Genomic DNA, 18,630 nt, shown 5'->3' with positions numbered 1-18,630 from the left:
CTTTTTTTTTTATGAGCGGGGGGGGGGCCCCGGCCCCCCCCGCGTTTCCAACACCCTCTGCCCCACCCTACCCGTGGCCCACGGGGGCTTCCCCAACCCCCGGCCAAGCCCAGCACCCAGCAGAACCCCACCCGCCGAGTCCGTGAAGGCCCCCGATCAAACCGCAGCCGGAAGCCAGTAGGTACCTGAGACACCTTGGCTCCAACCCGAATCGCCACTCACGACCCCCAGCACAGAAAGCAGGGAATATGCACATCGAACGGATCGGGCCCGGCCCGCGCAGCCCGCTGGCCACCGAGGTCATGGTGCCGATGCGCGACGGCGTCCGTCTGGCCACCGACATCTACCTGCCCGGCGGCGACGTCACGCCGGGACCGGTGATCCTGGTCCGGTTGCCGTACGACAAGAACGGGATCTACACCGGACAGCCCGCGGTGGCCGAGTACTTCACCCGCCACGGCTACCGGGTGGTGGTGCAGGACGTCCGCGGCAAGTTCCGCTCCGAGGGCGAACGGCTGCTGTTCGTCAACGAGGCCGAAGACGGCTACGACACCATCGACTGGATCGTCAAACAGCCGTGGTCCGACGGCGTCGTCGGCATGTGGGGCGACTCCTACTACGGCTTCACCCAGTGGGCGGCGGTGTCCGCGGCGCATCCGGCGCTGCGCGCGATCTCGCCCCGGGTCACCGGCACCCGGCTCGGCGAACTCGCCGAACCCATCCCCGGCACGCACACCAGGGAGGTGGAGATGGCCGTGCACCGGCTGTACCCGCTGACCATGTTCCACGAGCGGGACATGCTGCTGTGGGAGATGGACTGGGCGAGCCTTCCGTTGCACGACACCGTGGAGAAGTTCTTCGACCAGGTCGGCAGCCGGTCGGCGTCCTACGACCTGTGGTACCCGAATCCGGTGCGGATGCGGCGCTTCCGCAACGGCAGCCCGTTCGACGGCCCCGCGATCCCGGTGCTGATGACCATCGGCTGGTGGGACAACTGCGCCCCCTGGCAGTGGGAGGACCACGAGCGGATCCAAGAACGCCCGCACTGGGCGGTCAACGAGTACCTGCTGATCGAAGCGATCGACCACGAGTTCAACTCGTATTTCGAGCGGCCGTGGGAGAACGGCGGCGAGCGGCCGACGCCGGAGGAGCGGAACGCGACGCTGCCGCGGTACCTCGACCCGGTCATCGAGTTCTTCGACATCTTCCTGCGGGGCAACGGGAAACCCTCCGACATCCCACGGGTGCGCTGGCAGCTGGCCAACACCACGCCCGAGTTCCGGGCGAGCGAGACGTGGCCGCCGCCGGGCACGGAGACCGTGACGCTGTACCCGGCAGGCGCGGCGGCGGCGCGGGACACGGGTGACGGCGGATCCCTGGGGCCGGGCCGGCGAGCGGACGAGGAAACGGCGGCCTGGAAACACGATCCGGCCGATCCGGTGCCCTCGCTCGCCCCCGATCCGTTCGGGTTCCTGGTGTTCCACCCGGATGAGCGGGCTCTCGGTGACCGGCCGGACGTGCTGACCTTCACCGCGGAACCGGTCACCGGACCACTGGATCTGGTCGGCCCGGTGGGCCTTCGGGCCAGAGTGCACGGCGACGGCCCGGAGCTCGACGTGTTCGCGCGCCTGTTCGACGTCGCACCGGACGGATCGGCGCACCGGATCGCCCGAGGCCAGCTCACCGTGGTCGCCGAGGGATACGGCGAGGACGTCGAGATCGACCTCGGGCACCTCGGTTACCGTCTGGTGGAGGGACACGCGCTCCGGCTGACGATCGCGGGCAGCGACGCGCCGGAGTTCGTGCCCTTCTTCGGCCAGGCGGGCAACCGGTGGGCGCAGACGACGGCGACGGCGACCACCCAGTCGATCGGGCTCGGCGGGGTGTCCGGCGCCGCGCTCCGGCTGACCGTGTACCGGGAGAACGCTTCGTGAGCCCGGTGACGATATTCCACAGTGGACTAGTCTTCACCGCGGACGCGGCGCGTTCGGTGGCGAGCGCGGTCGCCGTGCGGGACGGGCGGATCGTGGCGGTCGGCGGGGACGCCGAAGTCGCGGGGTTCCGCACGGCCGCGGCCGAGGTGGTCGACCTGGACGGGCGGCTGCTGCTGCCCGGTTTCGTCGACGCCCACGCGCATCCGGTGATGGGCGGGCTCGAACGGCTGCGGTGCGACCTCAGCGAACTGGAAACGGCCGAGGAATACCTGACCGCGATCGGGGACTATGCCGCGGCCGACGCCGACGCCGAATGGATCCTCGGCGGGGGCTGGTCGATGAGCGCGTTCCCCGGCGGCTGCCCCAGCGCGGCCCTGCTGGACCGCGTGCTGCCGGACCGGCTGGTGCTGCTGCCGAACCGGGATCACCACTCGGCCTGGGTGAACAGCCGCACGCTCCAGGTCGCGGGGATCGGCCCGGACACCCCGGACCCGGCGGACGGCCGGATCGAACGGGACGCAGACGGCCGCCCGACCGGCACCCTGCACGAGGGCGCGACGCGTCTGGTGGAACGGCTGGTGCCTGCCGAGACCCAGGCCGGATTCGACGCGGCCCTGCGGGAGGCGCAACGGTATCTGCACTCCCTCGGGGTGATCGGCTGGCAGGACGCGATGGTCAAGGCCGGTCCGGGCGCGTCGGTGCACGAGGCGTATCTGCGGGCCGCCCGCGACGGCACGCTCACGGCCAAGGTGACCGGCGCGCTGTGGTGGGACCGGGACTGCCCGGCCGGCGGCATCGCCGACCAGGTCGCGGCCTTGGCGGAGCTGCGCGCCGAGACGGGAGGCCGGTACGAGGCGGGCACGGTGAAGGTGATGCTCGACGGCGTCGCGGAAACGTTCACCGCGGCCATGCTCGAACCGTATCTGGACCATTGTGGACACTCGACCGGCAACCACGGGCTCAGCTTCCTCGATGCCGCACAGGCGAAGCAGGTCGTGACGGCGCTCGACGCGGCCGGATTCCAGGTGCACTTCCACGCACTCGGCGATCGCGCGGTCCGGGACGCGCTGGACGCGCTCGAAGCGGCCCGTGCGGCGAACGGCACCTCGGGCAGGCGGCACCAGCTCGCGCATCTGCAACTGGTGCATCCGGACGACATCCCGCGGTTCGCCCGGCTCGGTGCGACCGCCAACCTGCAGGCGTTGTGGGCGGCACACGAACCGCAGATGGACGAGCTGACCATCCCGTTCCTCGGCGCCGAACGCGCGGAGCGCCAATATCCGTTCGGCGATCTGCTGCGCGGTGGCGCGCCACTGGCGATGGGCAGCGACTGGCCCGTCAGCACGCCCGATCCGCTGGCCGCGCTGCACGTCGCGGTGAACCGGATCGACCCGCGCGCCCCCGAAGACACCCCGCCGCTCGGCGCACATCAGGCGTTGCCGCTGCCCGTCGCGCTAGCCGCCTACACCGCCGGCTCGGCGAGGGCCGCGCGACTCGACACCGGCACCATCGCCGTCGGCCGTCCCGCGGATCTCGTGGTGCTCGACCGGGATCCGCTCACCGGCCCGCCGGGGGAGATCGGCGCGACGACGGTGGACCGGACCTATGTGGACGGACGGCTGGTCCACACCGGGGAGCGCGATGTCCTCCGGCACTGACCTCGCGTTGCGCGACGCGCGGGAGCTGCCTTACTGGCTGGACCAGCCGGAATGGCGGCGACCGCTCACCGATCCACTGCTGGGCAACGATCGCTGCGACCTCGTGGTCATCGGCGGCGGGTACGCCGGGCTGTGGACCGCGTTGCTGGCCAAGGAGCGTGACCCCGGAATCGACGTCGTGCTGGTGGAGGCCCACCAGATCGGCTGGGCGGCGTCCGGCCGCAACGGCGGATTCTGCGCGGCCAGCCTCACCCACGGCATCGCTAACGGCGTCCAGCGGTTCCCCGGCGAGATCGGCACCCTCGAACGGCTCGGCAGGGAAAACCTCGACGCCATCGAGGAAACCGTGCGGCGTTACGACATCGACTGCGACTGGCGGCGCACCGGCGACCTCACCGTCGCCACCCAGCCGTGGCAGGTCAACGATCTCGCCGAGACCCAGGCGCTCGCGGCGCGCCACGGCACCGAGCTGCGGCTGCTGGGCCAGGACGAGGTGCGGGCCGACGTGCGATCGCCGACCTACCTCGGCGGCCTGGAGGACCCGGACGGCGTCGCACTGGTCGAACCCGCTCGGCTCGCCCGCGGCTTGCAACAGGCGTGCCAGGCACTCGGCGTGCGGATCCACGAAGCCACCGAGGTCACCCGGATCGAGCGGGAGGGCGCCGGGATGCGGATCACCACCGCCACCGGCACGGTGCGGGCCGGGAAGGTCGCGCTGTGCGGGGGCGCGTTCAACCCGCTGCTGAACCGGCTGCGCTGGTACGTGGCGCCGGTGTACGACCACGCGATGATCACCGAACCGTTGAGCGCGGCCGAGCTGGCGAGTATCGGCTGGACCCGGCGGCAGGGGATCAGCGACGCCGGGAACCAGTTCCATTACTACCGCCTCACCGAGGACGACCGGATCCTGTGGGGCGGCTACGACGCGATCTACCACTACGGCAACCGCATCGCCCCCGATCTGGAACACCGGCAGCGGACCCGGAGTGTGCTGGCGCGGAACTTCTTCCGGACGTTCCCGCAACTGCGCGGTGTCCGGTTCACCCACACCTGGGGCGGGGTGATCGACACCTGCACGCGGTTCAGCCCGTTCTTCGGTACCGCGTACGGTGGACGGCTCGCGTACTCCGCCGGCTACACCGGCCTCGGTGTCGGCGCGACCCGGTTCGGCGCGCGCGTCCAGCTCGGCCTGCTGCACGGCCGCGACCTGGACCTGACCTCGCTGGATCTGGTGCGCCGCAAGCCGTTGCCGTTCCCGCCGGAGCCGATCCGGTACGCGGGAATACAGCTCACCAGGTGGTCGCTCGCCCGTGCGGACCGCGACAACGGGCACCGCAACCTGTGGCTGCGCGCGCTGGACCGGTTCGGGCTGGGCTTCGACTCCTGACCGCCCGGGTTCTCGCAGGGTCCGTCGGCGTGCAAGCGAACCCCAGCGGCTGTGTCGTGAAAGCCACTTTCGCGGTCGTGAGTGGTAAAGAGGGTTAGAACGATCATTGCCACTCACGACCCCCGCAACGCGCCCAAATCAGGCACTGCCGCGCCGGGACTGTCCCCTGTGGCCGCTGAAGCAAGCCCGCCTCCGCTCGCTTGGCCAGTGGTTAACCGACATCGCCGGGGGCCCTGACCTTCAGGGTGGGGAAGGAGGCCTTCACGGACTTGCGGACCCTTACCTCAGCCGGCGTCGCAGGATCTTGCCCGCCGCCGACCGCGGGATCTCGTCCAGGAACTCGACCGCCCGCACCTTCTTGTACGGCGCGACCCGGTCGGCGACCCAGGCCATCAGCTCTTCCGCGTCCACCGGCGCGGCCGGGACGACGAAGGCTTTCGGCGCTTCGCCACCCTCCGTGTGCGGCATGCCGACCACCGCGGCGTCACGAACCCTGGGATGGGCGAGCAGGACGGATTCCAGCTCGGCGGGGGCGACCTGGTACCCCTTGTACTTGATGAGCTCCTTGAGCCGGTCCACCACCCAGAAGACGCCGGACTCGTCCCGCCGGACGATGTCCCCTGTCCGCAGCCAGCCGCCTTCGACCAGGGTGTCCGCGGTCGCGCCGGGGTTGTCCAGATACCCCGCCATCACCTGCGGGCCGCGGATCCACAGTTCGCCGGCCTTGCCTGCCGCGGCGTCCTCGCCGGTGGCGGGGTCGACCAGCCGTGCCTCGGTGGAGGGCAGCAGCCGCCCGATCGAACCCGGTGGGGTGGCCGCGAACTCCGCGTCCGGCACCGCGTGCGTGCCGGGACTCGCCTCGGTCATGCCGTAGCCCTGCCGGATCAGGCAGCCGAGCTTGCTCTCGGCCCGCTCGGTCACCTCGACGTCCAGTGGCGCCGCACCGCAGATCGCGAGTCGCAGCGACGAGAGGTCGTATCCGGAGACTTCGTCCGAAGTGGACAGACCCAGCACCATCGGCGGTGCCAGGAAAGCGCGCGTCACCCGGTGTTCCTGCACCATGCGCAGGAAACCGGCCAGGCTGTAACGCGGCGCCGTCACCACCGTCGCCCCCGCCGGCAACGCCGAGTTCATGATGATGGTGAAGCCGTAGGCGTGGAAGAAAGGCAGCACACCTGCCACCACGTCGTCCTCGGCGACCCGCCAGCCCGCCGCGGTCTGCACGAGGTTCGCCACCAGGTTCCGGTGCGTCAGCCGCACGCCTTTGGCGGGCCCGGTGGTGCCACTGGAGAACGGCAACACCGCGATCGCGGTGGCCGGGTCGAGATCGAGGGCAGGACGGGGCGCGCCGGAGGCGGTCAGCTCGCCGAACGGGCGGAACCCGGCGGCCTCGCCGAGCACGAACCGGTGCCCGACGCCCGCCGCGTCCGCGGCCTCGGCGGCCTTCGGTGCCGCCTCCTCGGAGGTGATCACGGCGACCGCTCCCGCCGCCGTCAGCTGTTTCGCCAGTTCTCCGGTGGTCTGTATCGGGTTCATCGGGGTCACCACGGCCCCGGCGGCGAGGACCGCGTGCACCGCGAGCGGGTACCGCGGCTGGTTGTGGCTCAGGACCGCCACCACCTGACCCGGCCGCACCCCCAGCGCGGCCAGCGCACCGGCCGCGGCGGCCGCCCCGTCGGCCAGCTCCCGGTAGGTGAGCCGGTCACCCGAGGCGGCGTCGACCACCGCGGCCTTGTCGCCGAACCCGGACGCACGGGCGAGCACGTACTCGCCGACGGTGACGTCCGGGATCTCGACGTCGGGTTCACTGCTGCGATAGATCACCACGACTCCCCAGGGTTTCAGCGGTAGAAGCGGAACACCGGCTGTGCCACGCACGCCGGCTTGCCGGCACCGCGGATCTCGATCACCGCGTCGACGGTGAGCTGAAGGCCGCCACCGGCGACCTCCTCGACCTTCGCCAGCGAACCGGTCAGCCGGATCGCCGAGCCCGCGGGCACCGGCGCCGGGAATCGAACCTTGTTCAGGCCGTAATTGACCTTCGTGGTCGCGTCCGGCACGTCCAGTGCCTCTGTCCACAGTGGAATGAGCAGCGAGAGGGTGAGGTAGCCGTGAGCGATGGTGCCGCCGAACGGGCCGTCCTTGGCGCGTTCGGGGTCGACGTGGATCCACTGGTGATCGCCGGTGGCGTCGGCGAACCGGTCGATGCGGTCCTGCGGGATCTCGATCCATTCGGTGGGACCGAGGCCGGTGCCCACGTGGTCCGGCAGGTCGTCGAAGGTGATGACGGTCATCGGGTTTCCTTCAATCCGAGCGCCTTGACGGCGTTCTCCTTGAGAATCTTGGGGCGGACGTGGTCCTTGATCTCCAGCTGCGCGAAGTCGGCCAGCCACCGGTCCGGGGTGATCAGCGGGAAGTCGGAGCCGAACAGCACCTTGTCCTGCAGCAGCGTGTTCGCGTACCGGACGAGCTGGGGCGGGAAGTACTTCGGCGACCAACCGGAGAGATCGATGTACACCTTCGGCTTGTGGGTGGCCACCGCGAGCGCTTCGTCCTGCCACGGGAACGACGGATGCGCCATGATGATCGTCAGGTCCGGGAAGTCGACGGCGACGTCGTCGAGCAGCATCGGATTCGACAGCGAAAGCCGGATCCCGCCGCCGCCCGGCAGACCCGCGCCGATCCCGGTCTGTCCGGTGTGGAACAACGCCGGGACGCCGAGTTCCTGTGCCACCTCCAGCAACGGGTAGGCGCTGCGGTCGTTCGGCGCGAACCCCTGGAGTGACGGGTGGAACTTGATGCCGCGCATCCCGCGGTCCTCGACCAGGGTGCGGAACCGCCGGGCCCCGGCCTTGCCTTTGGCCGGATCGACGCTGGCGAACGGGATCAGCGCGTCCGGGTGTTCGGCGGCCGCCTCCGCTATGTCCTCATTGGACAGTGTCGGATGGCCGGTCGAGGCCTCGATGTCCACGGTGAACACCACCGCGGCCATCGTCCGCTCCCGGTAGTAGGACGCGATCTCGGCCAGGCCCGGTGTCCGATGATCGGCACCGAAGTACTTGGCCGACGCCTCCACGAAGTCGTCCGGCAGCGAGCGGTGTCCGTGGCCGTCGATCTCCACATGGGCGTGGACGTCGATGGCGGTCAGCGCGTCGACGTCCATCATCGCGGCGCCTTTCCCGCCGCGGACGGCTCGGGCAGGTGCTCGCCGACGCTCTCCTCGTGCGGCGCGAACACCGTCGGCCAGGCTTCGGCGATCGCGTCGGCTTCCCAGCCACCGTCCGCGTAGGCGGCGACGGTCTGGACGGGGTGGCTCCACAGGCTCAGCCGGTCGCCCCCGATGCCGATAGCCTGCCCGGTGATCGACGCCGACGAGTCGGACGCCAGGAACGCGGCCACCCCGGCCGCGTCCGCCGGGGTGCCGAAGCCCAGCGCCCGGCGGGCGAACGGCGGCATCGGCTCGCCGGCGCGCAACGCGTCCACGTACGGTTTGAGGGCCGGGATCGTCTCGGTCATGGCGGTGGCGGCGACCGGGATCAGCGCGTTCACCGTGACACCCGCCCGTTCGAGCTCCATCGCCCAGGTCCGCACGAACCCGACGATGCCTGCCTTCGCCGCCGAATAGTTGGTCTGCCCGAAGTTGCCGCGCTGCCCGGCGGGGGAGCCGACCACGATGATCCGCCCGCCGTCGCCCTGCTCGCGGAAGCGGACCGCCGCCGCGCGTGCGCAGGTGAAGGTGCCGCGCAGGTGCACGTCGAGAACGGTGTCGAAATCGTCGTCGGTCATCTTCCACAGCACCCTGTCGCGCAGTACGCCCGCGTTGGTGACCAGCACGTCGAGCCTGCCGAACTCCGACACGGCGCGAGCCACCAGTGCGTCGGCCACCTTCGCCGGGCCGACGGCGCCGACTTCGGCCACCGCCTTCCCGCCATCACCGGTGATTTCGCCGACGGCCGCTCCGGCCGCCTCCGGGTCCACGTCGTTGACCACGACGCTCGCCCCGGCCGCGGCGAGCTCCTTCGCGTACGCGAGGCCCAGGCCGCCCCCGCTGCCGGTGACGATCGCGACCTTCCCGGTCAAGTCCATCAGGCACCCTCCTGTGGTCGATTACGAACACCATGATTGTTGACTGCAATGATTGTGAATGTCAACGATAGTTCATGACCATTAAGATGGCGGTCGAGACGATCGGCAGGCACGAGACCGGGAGGCGTCATCAGTCAGGAACCAGCCGTGGCGGCAGGCGACGTGCTGCCGCCGTCACTGGCCGAGGGCGCCGGTTACCTGCTCGCCCGTGCCGGCGGGAGGGCGATCAGCGAACTCAATGGCGCGTTGCAGGACCACGGTCTGCGCAGCAGGCACTACACCGTGCTGGTCGTCGCGGCCGAGGACGGCAGCCGGTCGCAGCGGGACATCGGCGTGCTGCTCGGCATCGACCCGAGCGCCGTGGTGTCCATCGTGGACGACCTGGCGCGGTCCGGACTCGTCCGCCGTGACCCCCACCCCGAGGACCGGCGCAGCCGCCGCATCGTCGCCACCGAGGCGGGACACGCCCGGCTCGCCGAGCTGCGTTCACTGGCGAAGGCGACCGACGACGAGTTGCTGCGGAATCTCAGCGCGGCGGAACGGCGTTCGCTGGTCGGCCTTCTGCGCCGGGTCGCCCACGACTGACCGGGGAGCGCCTCGCCGGAGCGTGGTCCCGGTCTTTCGGGCTAACCCCACCGGGTCATCTCTGCGTTCCGCGCGAGACAGGAGCGTCTGCGCGGTGTCCCTCCACTGCGATGTTCCGTAATGGAGGGAGGGCGGTATGCGGCTTCCGGAGTCACGAGGGCCGGTGAGCGCTCGGGTGATCGAGGCGCTGACAGGAAGTCCGGGGCAGGCGGTGCTGGCCGAAGTCCGGTTGTCCGGCCGGGCGGGCTCGGTCCGCGACGAAGATCTCCAATTGGCTCTTTACCTGTGCTACGAGCTGCATTACCGCGGTTTCGCCGGGGTGGACGAGCGCTGGGAATGGGATCCTGGCCTGCTCTCGTTGCGGTCGGTGCTCGAACGCGGATTCGAACGGGATCTGCTGCGGCGGGTCGGGCGTCCTGTCGCCGGGAACCCGCGCGATCTGCCGGCGACGCTCACCGTGCTCGTCGAATCCGCGGACGGCCCGCCGCTGGCCAGGTATCTGCAACGCTCCGCCACGGCGCAGCAGTTCCGCGAGTTCGTCCAGCACCGGTCGGTGTATCACCTGAAGGAGGCCGATCCGCATACGTGGGCGGTGCCGAGGCTGGCGGGGCCGGTCAAAGCCGCGCTGGTCGACATCCAGGCCGACGAATACGGCGGCGGGCGCGCGGACCGGATGCACTCCGAACTGTTCCGCTCCACGATGCGGGCCTTCGGGCTGACCGACACCTACGGCGGTTACGTCGATTCGGTGCCTGCCGTGACGCTGGCGACGTCGAACCTCATTTCGCTGTTCGGCCTGCACCGGCGGTGGCGGGGCGCGCTGATCGGGCATCTGGCGGCGTTCGAGATGACGTCGTCGCTGCCGAACCGCCGCTATGGGCAAGGTGTGCGACGGCTCGGCGGAGACGACGTCGCCGCCCGGTTCTTCGACGAGCACGTGACCGCCGACGCGGTGCACGAGCAGATCGCCACCCACGACCTGTGCGGCGGTTTCGCGCGCCAGCATCCGGAACTGGCGGGTGACGTGCTGTTCGGGGCCGCCTGCTGCCTCGAACTCGACGCGGCCTTCGCCGGACACCTGCTGGACTGCTGGCGGCGGGGCGTGTCCTCACTGCGGCCCGAGAACGCGGCGAGGGCGTCATGACTGTCCGCGGCGAGGGGGCGCGGGTCACCGTCTACGAGAACGGGCCGCTGTTGCTCCGCGGCCGGTTCACCGTCGAAGATCAGGACGGCAGGCCGGTCGACGTGACCGCACGGACGATCGCGTTGTGCCGTTGCGGGCGTAGCGCTTCGCCGCCGTGGTGCGACGGCAACCACAAGGCGGGCAAAGGCCGCGCTCGCCTGTCCGGTGGGGAAACCGGGGCGGAGGCGCCGCGATGAGCCGGTGAGCTCGCCGTCACGGCCGTTCATGTGCGGTGCCGTCCGCCCACCGGTGCTTCACGGCGTCGACGAAGGCGCCGAACTCCACGGTCATCGAGACCGTGCCGGGGTCGAGCATCCACTGCTGCTGCAGGCCGTCCAGTACGGCGATCGTCGTGTGCACCAACGTGGCCACCGGGGCATCGGCCCGGATCTCCCCGGTGTGCTGTCCACTGTGGATCGCTTCGGTCAGCCACCGGGTCACCGTCGCGTAATGCGATCGCGTCCACTGGTGCGCCGGGTGCAGCGGATCGGTGGCCTCGGCGGTCACGCGTACGAACAACCCCACCAGTTCCGGCCGCGTGGTGTTGCGGGCGACCAGCGCTTCGAGCGCCGCGAACGCGGCCCAGCCCAGGGGCATCCGGTCGCCGCCTTGCCGGAGGAACTGGGTGTCCTCCGCGTCGCGCGCTTCGAGTACCGCCGTCAAGAGCGCGGTCTTGCTGGGAAAGTGGTGCAACAGCCCGGACTGGGAGAGCCCGGCGGCGCGTGCGACGGTGGCGATCGAGGTCCCGCGGTATCCGGTGGCGGAGAACAGTTCGGTGGCCACTCGAACGACGGCCGCCCGCGACGCCGCACCTGCCGCTTCCCCGCGCGTGGCGGGTCTGTCGCCGGGGAGGGACATGGAGTACTGCTCCTGGCGGTCCTGCGCTCGCGCGCCCGATGAGGTCACGAGCGCAGGGTAGTCCGCCATGGCCGGAGGGGTGCCTAGCCCGCCTGCGCCCAGAAGTCCGCGAAGAGCCGCGCCGTTACGTCCGGCTTTTCCTCGTTCGGCGTGTGCCCCGCACCGGCGATGACCTCGTACCTGGCGCCGAGACGGGCCGCCATGTCGCGCTGTGCCTCCGGCGGCCACGCGGCGTCGTTCTCGCCGTGGGCCACCATGATCGGGACCCCGGTCGCCCGCAGTTCCGCCACCCGGTCCGGTTCGCCGGTGATGGCGCGCGCGATGCCGAGCAGGTTGGCCGGGTTGGTCTCGTGGATCCGGGTCCGCAGATACGTCACGACCGGTTCCGGCGCCCCGGCGGCGAAGAACGGTTCGAGGAAGCGCCACGCGCCCGCGGAACCCTCGGCGGCGATGGCGTCTTGCAGCGACGGCCCGGCCGGTCCGGTGACGGTGGAGCCGCCGGGGCCCGAGCACAGGATGGTGTAGCTGCGGAAGCGGTCCGGCTCGCGGATCACCGCCGCGCGCGTGACCAGGCCGCCGAAACTGTGCCCCGCCAGGTGGACCCGCTCTCCGGGCACGACGGCGTCGAGGACCTCCAGCAGGCCGGCCGCGAAGGCGTCCACGGTGTAGTCGTCGGCGTCGTCCGGACCTTCGGACAGCCATTGTCCCTGCTGGCTGTAGGTCAGCACGTCGTAGCCGGCTTCGGTCAGCCCGCTCAGCATCGGGACGAAGTCCTCTTTGGACCCGGTGTAGCCGGGGACGAGTACGGCGACGCCTTTGGCCGCGCCGGCGCCGCCCTCCGGAGTGGCCCGGACGGCGGACAGCCTGCCCGCCGTGGTGGCCACGGTGAGGGTGTGGGCTCGAGAGGGTAGGGAGTACAACGGTTTCTCCTCGGGTCAGCGGACGGATCGGATGGGCAGGAACGCGGCGGCGCCGACGAGCACGAGCAGGCCGGCGACGGCGAACAGGACGGGATACCCGGCGAGGGTGATGAGGAAAGCGGAGAAGGTCGGCGCCACCGCCTGCGGGAAATTGGTGGCGACGTTGAGCAGCCCGAGGTCCTTGGCGGCGTCGTCGTCGCTCGGCAGCACCTGGGTCATCAGCGCGACATCGAGGGTCATGTAGGTGCCGAACCCGAAACCGGAGATCGCCGCGAAGGCCAGCATGCCCCCGATGGTCGGGCTGATCAACGGGCACGCCAGGCCGACGGCGATGATCACCGAAGCGGCGATCACGAACGGCTTGCGGCGGCCGGCGCGGTCCGACCACGGGCCGGTGACGAAGCTGGAGAGCACCGTGCCGACGAGCATCACCAAGGACAGTTGCCCGGTGACGGCGTTCGCGCGCTCCAGCGGGATACCCACGTGGTCGACCAGGATGTAGAGCTGGAAGTTGTAGACGGCCCAGTAGCCGAGCACGAACAACATCCGGGCGACGAAGGCCCAGGCGAAGTCGGGGTGACGGCGCGGGCTGACCCAGAAACCCTTCAGGAACGCCGACCACGACCATGCCGCCCGCGGCTGCCCCGTGCTGGGGGTGTCGCGGTTGACGAGCACGAACAGCAAGATGACCACGAGCACCACGGCGGCGAAGACGCTGTAGCCGATCCCGAGGTCGGTGGCGAACCGGGCGGCCAGCAGCACGCCGGCGGTGGCGCCGACCATGCTGCCGACACCGACGAAGGCGGACGCGGTGCCGCGCTGCCCGGTCGGCAGCCGGTCGGCCAGGATCGCCGTCATCGGGCCCTGGACGATATTGAGCGAGACCTGCACGAGGCGCCACAGCACGGCCAGCAGCGCCACGGAGCCCGCCACGGGAAGCGTCACCAGGAACACCGCGCCGAACAGCGCACCGAGCATCATCCACGGGGTGCGGCGGCCGAACCGGCTGCGCGTGCGGTCGGACAGCGCGCCGACGATGGGCTGGACGAACAGCGTGGCGAACGCCGACACGCTGACCACCAGGCCGAGGCTGCCGACCTTCCCCGCGGGGTCGACCTCGGCGACCTGGTTCGGCAGCAGGATGCCCAGCAGGCCCGAATAGGCGAGGAAGAGGGAGAAGTTACCGATCAAGAGCGACCCGATGAGCACGCGCCCGCGCCCTGGACCAGGGCGGGGACCGGGGACATCGTCCGGCGCGACGGTCGCGGTGTGCGGTGCTGGGTCAGGCAGTGTGGGGGCCATGGCCGCCTCCTGAACGCGATGCCGGGCACCACTGCCACGGCGAATGCGGCGCATCACATCACGGCAACCGACCGGGTGATCGGTCTGTTTATGTGTTCGTGACCTATTAGGGTCGTGTATGTGACCTCGGCTGAGTTCGAACGACCGGCCGGCGGGCTCAGGTGGCCTGGCGCAGCAACTGGACCAAAGCGCCGAACGAGGCGGCCATGTCCGCCTCCTCGGGGTCCAGCAGCCACTGGAACTGCATACCGTCCATGACCGCGATCACCAAGGGTGCCACGGCTTCCGGGGTGAGGTTCCCCGGCAGGCGGTCGCCGAATTCCCGGCGCAGGGTCTCGGTCAGCGAGGCGCGGATCGTGGCGTAGCGGCGAGTGAAGAACTCGCGTGCCGGGTGGTCGCCTGTGACGCTCTCGCCGAGCAGGGCGGAGAACGTCTGGACCACGCCTGGCCTGCTCGCGTTGTATTCCACGAGGGTGGCCAGCAGGTCCAGTGGCCACGGTCCCGTGGCCTGCTCGGTGGTACCGGCGGTGTCCCATTCGTCGCGCGCCTCGAGCAGGGCGACGAGCAGGTCCTCCTTGGTGGGGAAGTAGTGCAGGAGGCCCTGCTGGGTGATGCCGACGCGTTCGGCGACGGCGGCCAGGGAGGCGCCGCGGTAGCCGCGTTCGGCGATGACGGCCATGGCCGCCCTGAGGATCTCGCTCCGCCGGTCCGCGCGCCGCCGCCCTGGGCGGGCCTCGTCGGCGTGCCCGGCCTGGTCTGTCGCGCGCACGAAGTAAGGGTAGCCGGTGACCTGAACATAACAGAATGGATACGAAACCTACCGAGTATCAGGTCGGTAGGTCACGATGACTGCCACTTGAGCGGAGCCCGCGGGGCACCGCCGTCACCTCGACGAGGAGGACCGGCTGTGGACAACGTCATCGCGGCCACTCCCACGGCCCGCGGGGCCGGCGCGGAGGCCCGTGCGCCCCGCGGTTTCGTGCTCCGGCTGGGACTCGCCAACTTCGGTCTGTACGCCGCCTTGATGACCCCGGTCATCGTCACGCTGGCGCTGCGGGTCGCCGAGGTCGCGCCGCAGGCCAAGGAATCCACCCTCGGCCTGGTACTGGGGGTCGGCGCGATCCTTGCCCTGCTCGCGAACCCGTTGTCCGGCAGGCTTTCCGACCGGACCCGGTCCCGGTTCGGCCGTCGCCGTCCGTGGCTCGCCGGTGGCACCGTCGCCGGAATCCTCGGTCTGGCGGTGATCGCCTTCGTGCCGACCGTCCCGGCGCTGGTGGCCGGCTGGGCGATCGTGCAGACCGGATTCAACGCCGTCTACGCCGCGCTGATGGCGACGATTCCGGACCAGGTCCCGGAAAGCGGCCGTGGCACGGCCTCCGGCGCGATCGGCACGAGCGTGACCGCATCCGTGCTGGCCGGATCGGGTATCGCCGCACTCAGCTCGGACGCGCGAGTGATGTTCCTGCTGCCCGCCGTCCTGACCGTCGTGCTGGTCGGCTGGTTCACCCTGAAACTGCGGGACCGGCGGCTGGAGACGGCCCCGGAACCCTTCTCCGCCAAGCAGTTCTTCGGCAGCCTGGTGTTCAACCCCGCCACCGCGCCGGATTTCGGCTGGGCCTGGCTGACGAAGTTCCTCGTCATGTTCGGTTCGGTCGCCCCGATGACCTACCTCGCCTACTACGTCCCGTTCCGGATGGGCCTCACGCCGGCGGAGACGGCGGGCATCGTCGCCGGGATGATCGCGGGCGGGTACGCGGTGCAGTCCTTGATGGCGCTGCTCGGCGGCTGGGCGTCGGACCGGTTCGGCAGGCGCAAACCGTTCGTCATCGGCTCCGGCGTGATCGTGGCCCTCGGCCTCGGCGTGCTGGCCGCCGCCCCGAACCTGCTGTGGATCGGCGTGGCGCAACTGGTGCTCGGCATCGGCGGCGGCCTGTTCTACGCGGTGGACATGGCGATGATCACGCAGGTGCTGCCGGATCCCGGCAACCCGGCCAAGGACCTGGGCGTGGTGAACATCGCCAACGCGCTTCCCCAGTCGCTGATGCCGATGATCGCCCCGTTCGTGCTGGCCGTGGGCGGCGGCCGGAACTATCCGCTGTTGTTCGGCATCGCCGCCGCGGCGGCGCTCGCCGGAGCCGTCCTGGTCGGACGGATCAAGGGAATTCGATGAAGCGGCGGATCGGCCGCCGCGTCACTACAGAGGGAGTCGCAGTGAACAGTCACCACGCCGATCACGGGACCGAGCTGGAGGCGGCGATCGACGCCGCCTTGCCCGCCCTCGGCCTCGACGCCAAGACGAGGCTGGTGGCGGGTCAGGGCATGTGGTCCCTGCCCCCGCTGCCGGAGATCGGTCTGCGGTCGCTGGTGATGTCCGACGGCCCGATCGGGGTCCGCGGTGTGCGCTGGACCGCCGCCGATCCCTCGATCGCCTTGCCGAGCCCCACCGCGATGGCGGCCACCTGGGACCCCGAACTCATCCGCCGGGCCGGCCATCTGCTGGCGCAGGAAGCGCGTCGCAAAGGCGTGCACGTACTGCTCGCACCGACGGTCAACCTGCACCGTTCACCCTTGGGCGGCAGGCATTTCGAGTGCTATTCCGAAGACCCGTTCCTCACCGGCGCGATCGGGACCGGGTACGTGCGCGGCGTGCAGGAGGGCGGCGTCGGAACCACCGTCAAGCACTTCGTCGCCAACGACGCCGAGACCGACCGGTTCACCGTCGACAACCTGGTCGACGAGCGCACGCTTCGCGAGCTGTATCTGACGCCGTTCGAGATGATCGTCGCCGGTGCGAAGCCGTGGGGTGTGATGGCGGCCTACAACTCGGTGAACGGTCCGACGATGACCGAACACGACGAACTGCAGAACGGGGTCCTGCGGGGGGAGTGGGGCTTCGACGGCGCCATCGTCTCCGACTGGTTCGCCACCCGGTCCACCGCGGGCGCCATCGACGGCGGGCTCGACGTCGCGATGCCCGGCCCGCGCACGGTCTACGGCGAAGCCTTGGCCGCGGCCGTCCGCGCCGGCGAGGTGAAAGAGTCCACAGTGGACGAGGCGGTCCGCCGGGTGCTGCGCCTGGCCGCGCGGACCGGCGCCTGGGACAGGGTCGCTCCCGCGGTCGCGGCGGACGAGGTGCCCGCCCCGCTCGACGGCGTGGCGCTGGCCAGGGAACTCGCCGGACGGGCGTTCGTGCTCCTGCGCAACCGGGACGAGGTGCTCCCGCTGGACGCCGCTCGCCACGGCACGGTCGCCCTGCTCGGCGCGGCCGCGCGGGACGCCAGGGTGCTGGGCGGCGGCTCGGCTCAGGTGTTCCCGGAGCGCGTGGTCTCCCCGCTGGAGGGCCTGCGTGCCGCTCTGCCCGAGGGGGTCCTGACCTACCGCATCGGCGCCGACCCGACCGACGAGCTCAGCGTCGCGGGCAACGGTTTCGAGCTGCGCGTGGTGTGCCGGGACGCCGAGGGAACGGTGCTGGGTGAGGAAACACTGCCCCACGGCATGGTGCAGTGGTTCGGTACCGACCTGCCCGAGGGGGTCACGCTCGACCGCCTGCACTCGGTGGAGATCACCGGCGGGTTCACCCCGCGCGAGTCCGGGTTGCATTCCTTCGGTACCAAGGGGCTTGGCGCGTTCACCCTGACCGTCGACGGCGCGGTGCTCTTCGACGGCGTCGCGGTCGCCGACGGCCTCGACCCCTTCGAGGCGTTCTTCGCCGCCCCGGCCGAACGCGCCAAGGCGGAGCTCGTCGCGGGAAAGACCGTGGACGTCAGCCTGACCTACACCGTTCCCGACCTGTCGGGAGCGCCGGTCACGACCGTCAGTTGCGCACTGGTGCACCGCGAGCCTCAGCTCGACGCCGACGAGCTGATCGAGGAGGCCGTGGCCGCCGCGTCCGTGTCCGACACCGCGATCGTGGTCGTGGCGACCACCGAGCGGGTGGAGAGCGAAGGATTCGACCGCACCGACCTGCGCCTGCCGGGACGCCAGGACGAACTGGTGCACCGGGTGGCCGCGGTCAACCCGCGCACGATCGTCGTGGTCAACGCCGGTTCCCCGGTGGAGATGCCGTGGCGCGACGAGGTCGCCGCGGTGATGCTGAGCTGGTTCCCCGGCCAGGAGGGCGGTTCCGCGCTCGCCGACGTGCTGCTCGGCGACACCGAGCCCGGTGGCAGGCTGCCCACCACCTGGCCGGTCCACCTCGACGACGCACCGGTCACCGAGGTGCGTCCTCAGGACGGGAAGCTCAGCTACGACGAGGGCGTCTTCATCGGCTATCGCGCCTGGCAGCGGGGCGACGCCGAACCGGCCTACTGGTTCGGTCACGGCCTCGGCTACACCGACTGGTCCTATGAGGACGCCCGCGTCTTCGAACCGGACACTGTGGACGGTGACGTGCGGGTCATGGTGACCGTGCACAACTCCGGCATCCGCGACGGCCGCGAGGTCGTCCAGGTCTACGCCTCCCGCCCGGACGGCGCGGTGGACCGCCCGCACCGGTGGCTCGCCGGATTCGCGACCGTGAAATGCGCCGCCGGGGCGCGGGCCACGGTCGACATCACCCTTCCTCGGCGCGTCTTCGCGCACTGGGACGGCGCGTGGACGGTCGAACCGGGGGAGTTCGGTCTCCACATCGGACGGTCGGCCGCCGACATCCGCTTGGTGCGCGCCGCCGCTCCCCGCCCCTGAGCGGGCTTCTTGGTCCCCTGAAAGGAAACCTCCC

16 protein-coding genes are annotated in these 18,630 nt (G+C 70.7%); 8 read left to right on the top strand and 8 right to left on the bottom strand.

Annotation, left to right across the window (positions count from 1 at the left end; all coding sequences use genetic code 11):
- Window positions 1-248 precede the first annotated feature (248 nt).
- The 3 genes from ACFWIW_RS26840 to ACFWIW_RS26830 are packed head-to-tail and all read left to right on the top strand — an operon-like array spanning window position 249 to window position 4,979.
- Window positions 249-1,934 (top strand): CocE/NonD family hydrolase, encoded by a 1,686-nt coding sequence (locus ACFWIW_RS26840; RefSeq protein WP_378371000.1) that lies wholly within the window; start codon window positions 249-251, stop codon window positions 1,932-1,934.
- Window positions 1,931-3,592 (top strand): amidohydrolase, encoded by a 1,662-nt coding sequence (locus ACFWIW_RS26835; protein ID WP_378370999.1) that lies wholly within the window; start codon window positions 1,931-1,933, stop codon window positions 3,590-3,592. Before ACFWIW_RS26840 ends, ACFWIW_RS26835 begins: the two co-directional genes overlap by 4 nt.
- Entirely contained in the window at window positions 3,576-4,979 is a 1,404-nt protein-coding gene (locus ACFWIW_RS26830) for an NAD(P)/FAD-dependent oxidoreductase (RefSeq protein ID WP_378370998.1), read from the top strand. Before ACFWIW_RS26835 ends, ACFWIW_RS26830 begins: the two co-directional genes overlap by 17 nt.
- Before the next feature lie 279 nt (window positions 4,980-5,258).
- On the opposite strand, the gene ACFWIW_RS26825 is transcribed toward ACFWIW_RS26830, so the two are convergent.
- Genes ACFWIW_RS26825 through ACFWIW_RS26810 form a run of 4 tightly spaced genes read right to left on the bottom strand, consistent with a single transcriptional unit; the run spans window position 5,259 to window position 9,065 of the window.
- Entirely contained in the window at window positions 5,259-6,803 is a 1,545-nt protein-coding gene (locus tag ACFWIW_RS26825) for an AMP-binding protein (RefSeq protein WP_378370997.1), read from the bottom strand.
- Window positions 6,804-6,820: 17 nt separating this feature from the next.
- Window positions 6,821-7,273: a MaoC family dehydratase gene (locus ACFWIW_RS26820; RefSeq protein ID WP_378370996.1), complete on the bottom strand. Its 453-nt coding sequence runs from the start codon at window positions 7,271-7,273 to the stop codon at window positions 6,821-6,823.
- Window positions 7,270-8,142, bottom strand: a complete 873-nt coding sequence (locus ACFWIW_RS26815; protein WP_378371051.1) for an amidohydrolase family protein — start codon at window positions 8,140-8,142, stop codon at window positions 7,270-7,272. Before ACFWIW_RS26815 ends, ACFWIW_RS26820 begins: the two co-directional genes overlap by 4 nt.
- Window positions 8,142-9,065 carry an SDR family NAD(P)-dependent oxidoreductase gene (locus ACFWIW_RS26810; RefSeq protein ID WP_378370995.1) on the bottom strand — a complete coding sequence of 308 codons (924 nt, stop codon included), beginning with the start codon at window positions 9,063-9,065 and terminating at the stop codon, window positions 8,142-8,144. The genes ACFWIW_RS26815 and ACFWIW_RS26810 overlap by 1 nt, the downstream gene beginning before the upstream one ends.
- A gap of 147 nt (window positions 9,066-9,212) precedes the next feature.
- Between ACFWIW_RS26810 and ACFWIW_RS26805 the strand changes: the two genes are divergently transcribed.
- The 3 genes from ACFWIW_RS26805 to ACFWIW_RS26795 all read left to right on the top strand — a co-directional run bounded on the left by ACFWIW_RS26805 (window position 9,213) and on the right by ACFWIW_RS26795 (window position 11,030).
- Window positions 9,213-9,650 (top strand): MarR family winged helix-turn-helix transcriptional regulator, encoded by a 438-nt coding sequence (locus ACFWIW_RS26805; protein WP_378370994.1) that lies wholly within the window; start codon window positions 9,213-9,215, stop codon window positions 9,648-9,650.
- A 163-nt stretch (window positions 9,651-9,813) separates the two neighbouring features.
- Window positions 9,814-10,794, top strand: a complete 981-nt coding sequence (locus tag ACFWIW_RS26800; RefSeq protein ID WP_378370993.1) for an iron-containing redox enzyme family protein — start codon at window positions 9,814-9,816, stop codon at window positions 10,792-10,794.
- The gene (locus ACFWIW_RS26795; RefSeq protein WP_378370992.1) at window positions 10,791-11,030 is read left to right on the top strand and encodes a CDGSH iron-sulfur domain-containing protein; all 240 of its coding nucleotides are present in this window, start codon (window positions 10,791-10,793) and stop codon (window positions 11,028-11,030) included. The genes ACFWIW_RS26800 and ACFWIW_RS26795 overlap by 4 nt, the downstream gene beginning before the upstream one ends.
- A 16-nt stretch (window positions 11,031-11,046) precedes the next feature.
- On the opposite strand, the gene ACFWIW_RS26790 is transcribed toward ACFWIW_RS26795, so the two are convergent.
- From ACFWIW_RS26790 to ACFWIW_RS26775, 4 genes are all read right to left on the bottom strand, one after another.
- Window positions 11,047-11,739: a TetR/AcrR family transcriptional regulator gene (locus ACFWIW_RS26790; protein ID WP_378370991.1), complete on the bottom strand. Its 693-nt coding sequence runs from the start codon at window positions 11,737-11,739 to the stop codon at window positions 11,047-11,049.
- Between the two features lie 35 nt (window positions 11,740-11,774).
- Window positions 11,775-12,575 carry an alpha/beta fold hydrolase gene (locus ACFWIW_RS26785; RefSeq protein ID WP_378370990.1) on the bottom strand — a complete coding sequence of 267 codons (801 nt, stop codon included), beginning with the start codon at window positions 12,573-12,575 and terminating at the stop codon, window positions 11,775-11,777.
- A gap of 51 nt (window positions 12,576-12,626) precedes the next feature.
- Window positions 12,627-13,913: an MFS transporter gene (locus ACFWIW_RS26780; RefSeq protein ID WP_378370989.1), complete on the bottom strand. Its 1,287-nt coding sequence runs from the start codon at window positions 13,911-13,913 to the stop codon at window positions 12,627-12,629.
- A 157-nt stretch (window positions 13,914-14,070) separates the two neighbouring features.
- A complete protein-coding gene (locus tag ACFWIW_RS26775; protein WP_378370988.1) occupies window positions 14,071-14,682 on the bottom strand; it encodes a TetR/AcrR family transcriptional regulator in 612 nt (203 codons plus the stop codon).
- Between the two features lie 138 nt (window positions 14,683-14,820).
- Here ACFWIW_RS26775 and ACFWIW_RS26770 point away from each other — a divergent pair, with 138 nt between their 5' ends.
- Window positions 14,821-16,083, top strand: coding sequence for an MFS transporter (locus tag ACFWIW_RS26770; protein WP_378370987.1), 1,263 nt, complete (start codon window positions 14,821-14,823; stop codon window positions 16,081-16,083).
- Between the two features lie 41 nt (window positions 16,084-16,124).
- On the top strand, window positions 16,125-18,596 hold the full coding sequence (locus ACFWIW_RS26765) for a glycoside hydrolase family 3 protein (protein ID WP_378370986.1): 2,472 nt from the start codon (window positions 16,125-16,127) through the stop codon (window positions 18,594-18,596).
- The last annotated feature ends 34 nt before the right edge of the window (window positions 18,597-18,630 follow it).

It is taken from the genome of Amycolatopsis sp. NPDC058340 (assembly GCF_042723975.1).
GTDB lineage: Bacteria > Actinomycetota > Actinomycetes > Mycobacteriales > Pseudonocardiaceae > Amycolatopsis.
The sequence above is the reverse complement of the archived record's forward strand: the minus strand, read 5'-3'. Positions and strand labels throughout refer to the sequence as shown.

Coding starts and splice junctions, on each gene's coding strand:
- ACFWIW_RS26840 (WP_378371000.1), top strand. CDS start 249: ATGCACATCGAACGGATCGGGCCCGGCCCGCGCAGCCCGCTGGCCACC.
- ACFWIW_RS26830 (WP_378370998.1), top strand. CDS start 3,576: ATGTCCTCCGGCACTGACCTCGCGTTGCGCGACGCGCGGGAGCTGCCT.
- ACFWIW_RS26820 (WP_378370996.1), bottom strand. CDS start 7,273: ATGACCGTCATCACCTTCGACGACCTGCCGGACCACGTGGGCACCGGC.
- ACFWIW_RS26815 (WP_378371051.1), bottom strand. CDS start 8,142: ATGGACGTCGACGCGCTGACCGCCATCGACGTCCACGCCCATGTGGAG.
- ACFWIW_RS26810 (WP_378370995.1), bottom strand. CDS start 9,065: ATGGACTTGACCGGGAAGGTCGCGATCGTCACCGGCAGCGGGGGCGGC.
- ACFWIW_RS26795 (WP_378370992.1), top strand. CDS start 10,791: ATGACTGTCCGCGGCGAGGGGGCGCGGGTCACCGTCTACGAGAACGGG.
- ACFWIW_RS26780 (WP_378370989.1), bottom strand. CDS start 13,913: ATGGCCCCCACACTGCCTGACCCAGCACCGCACACCGCGACCGTCGCG.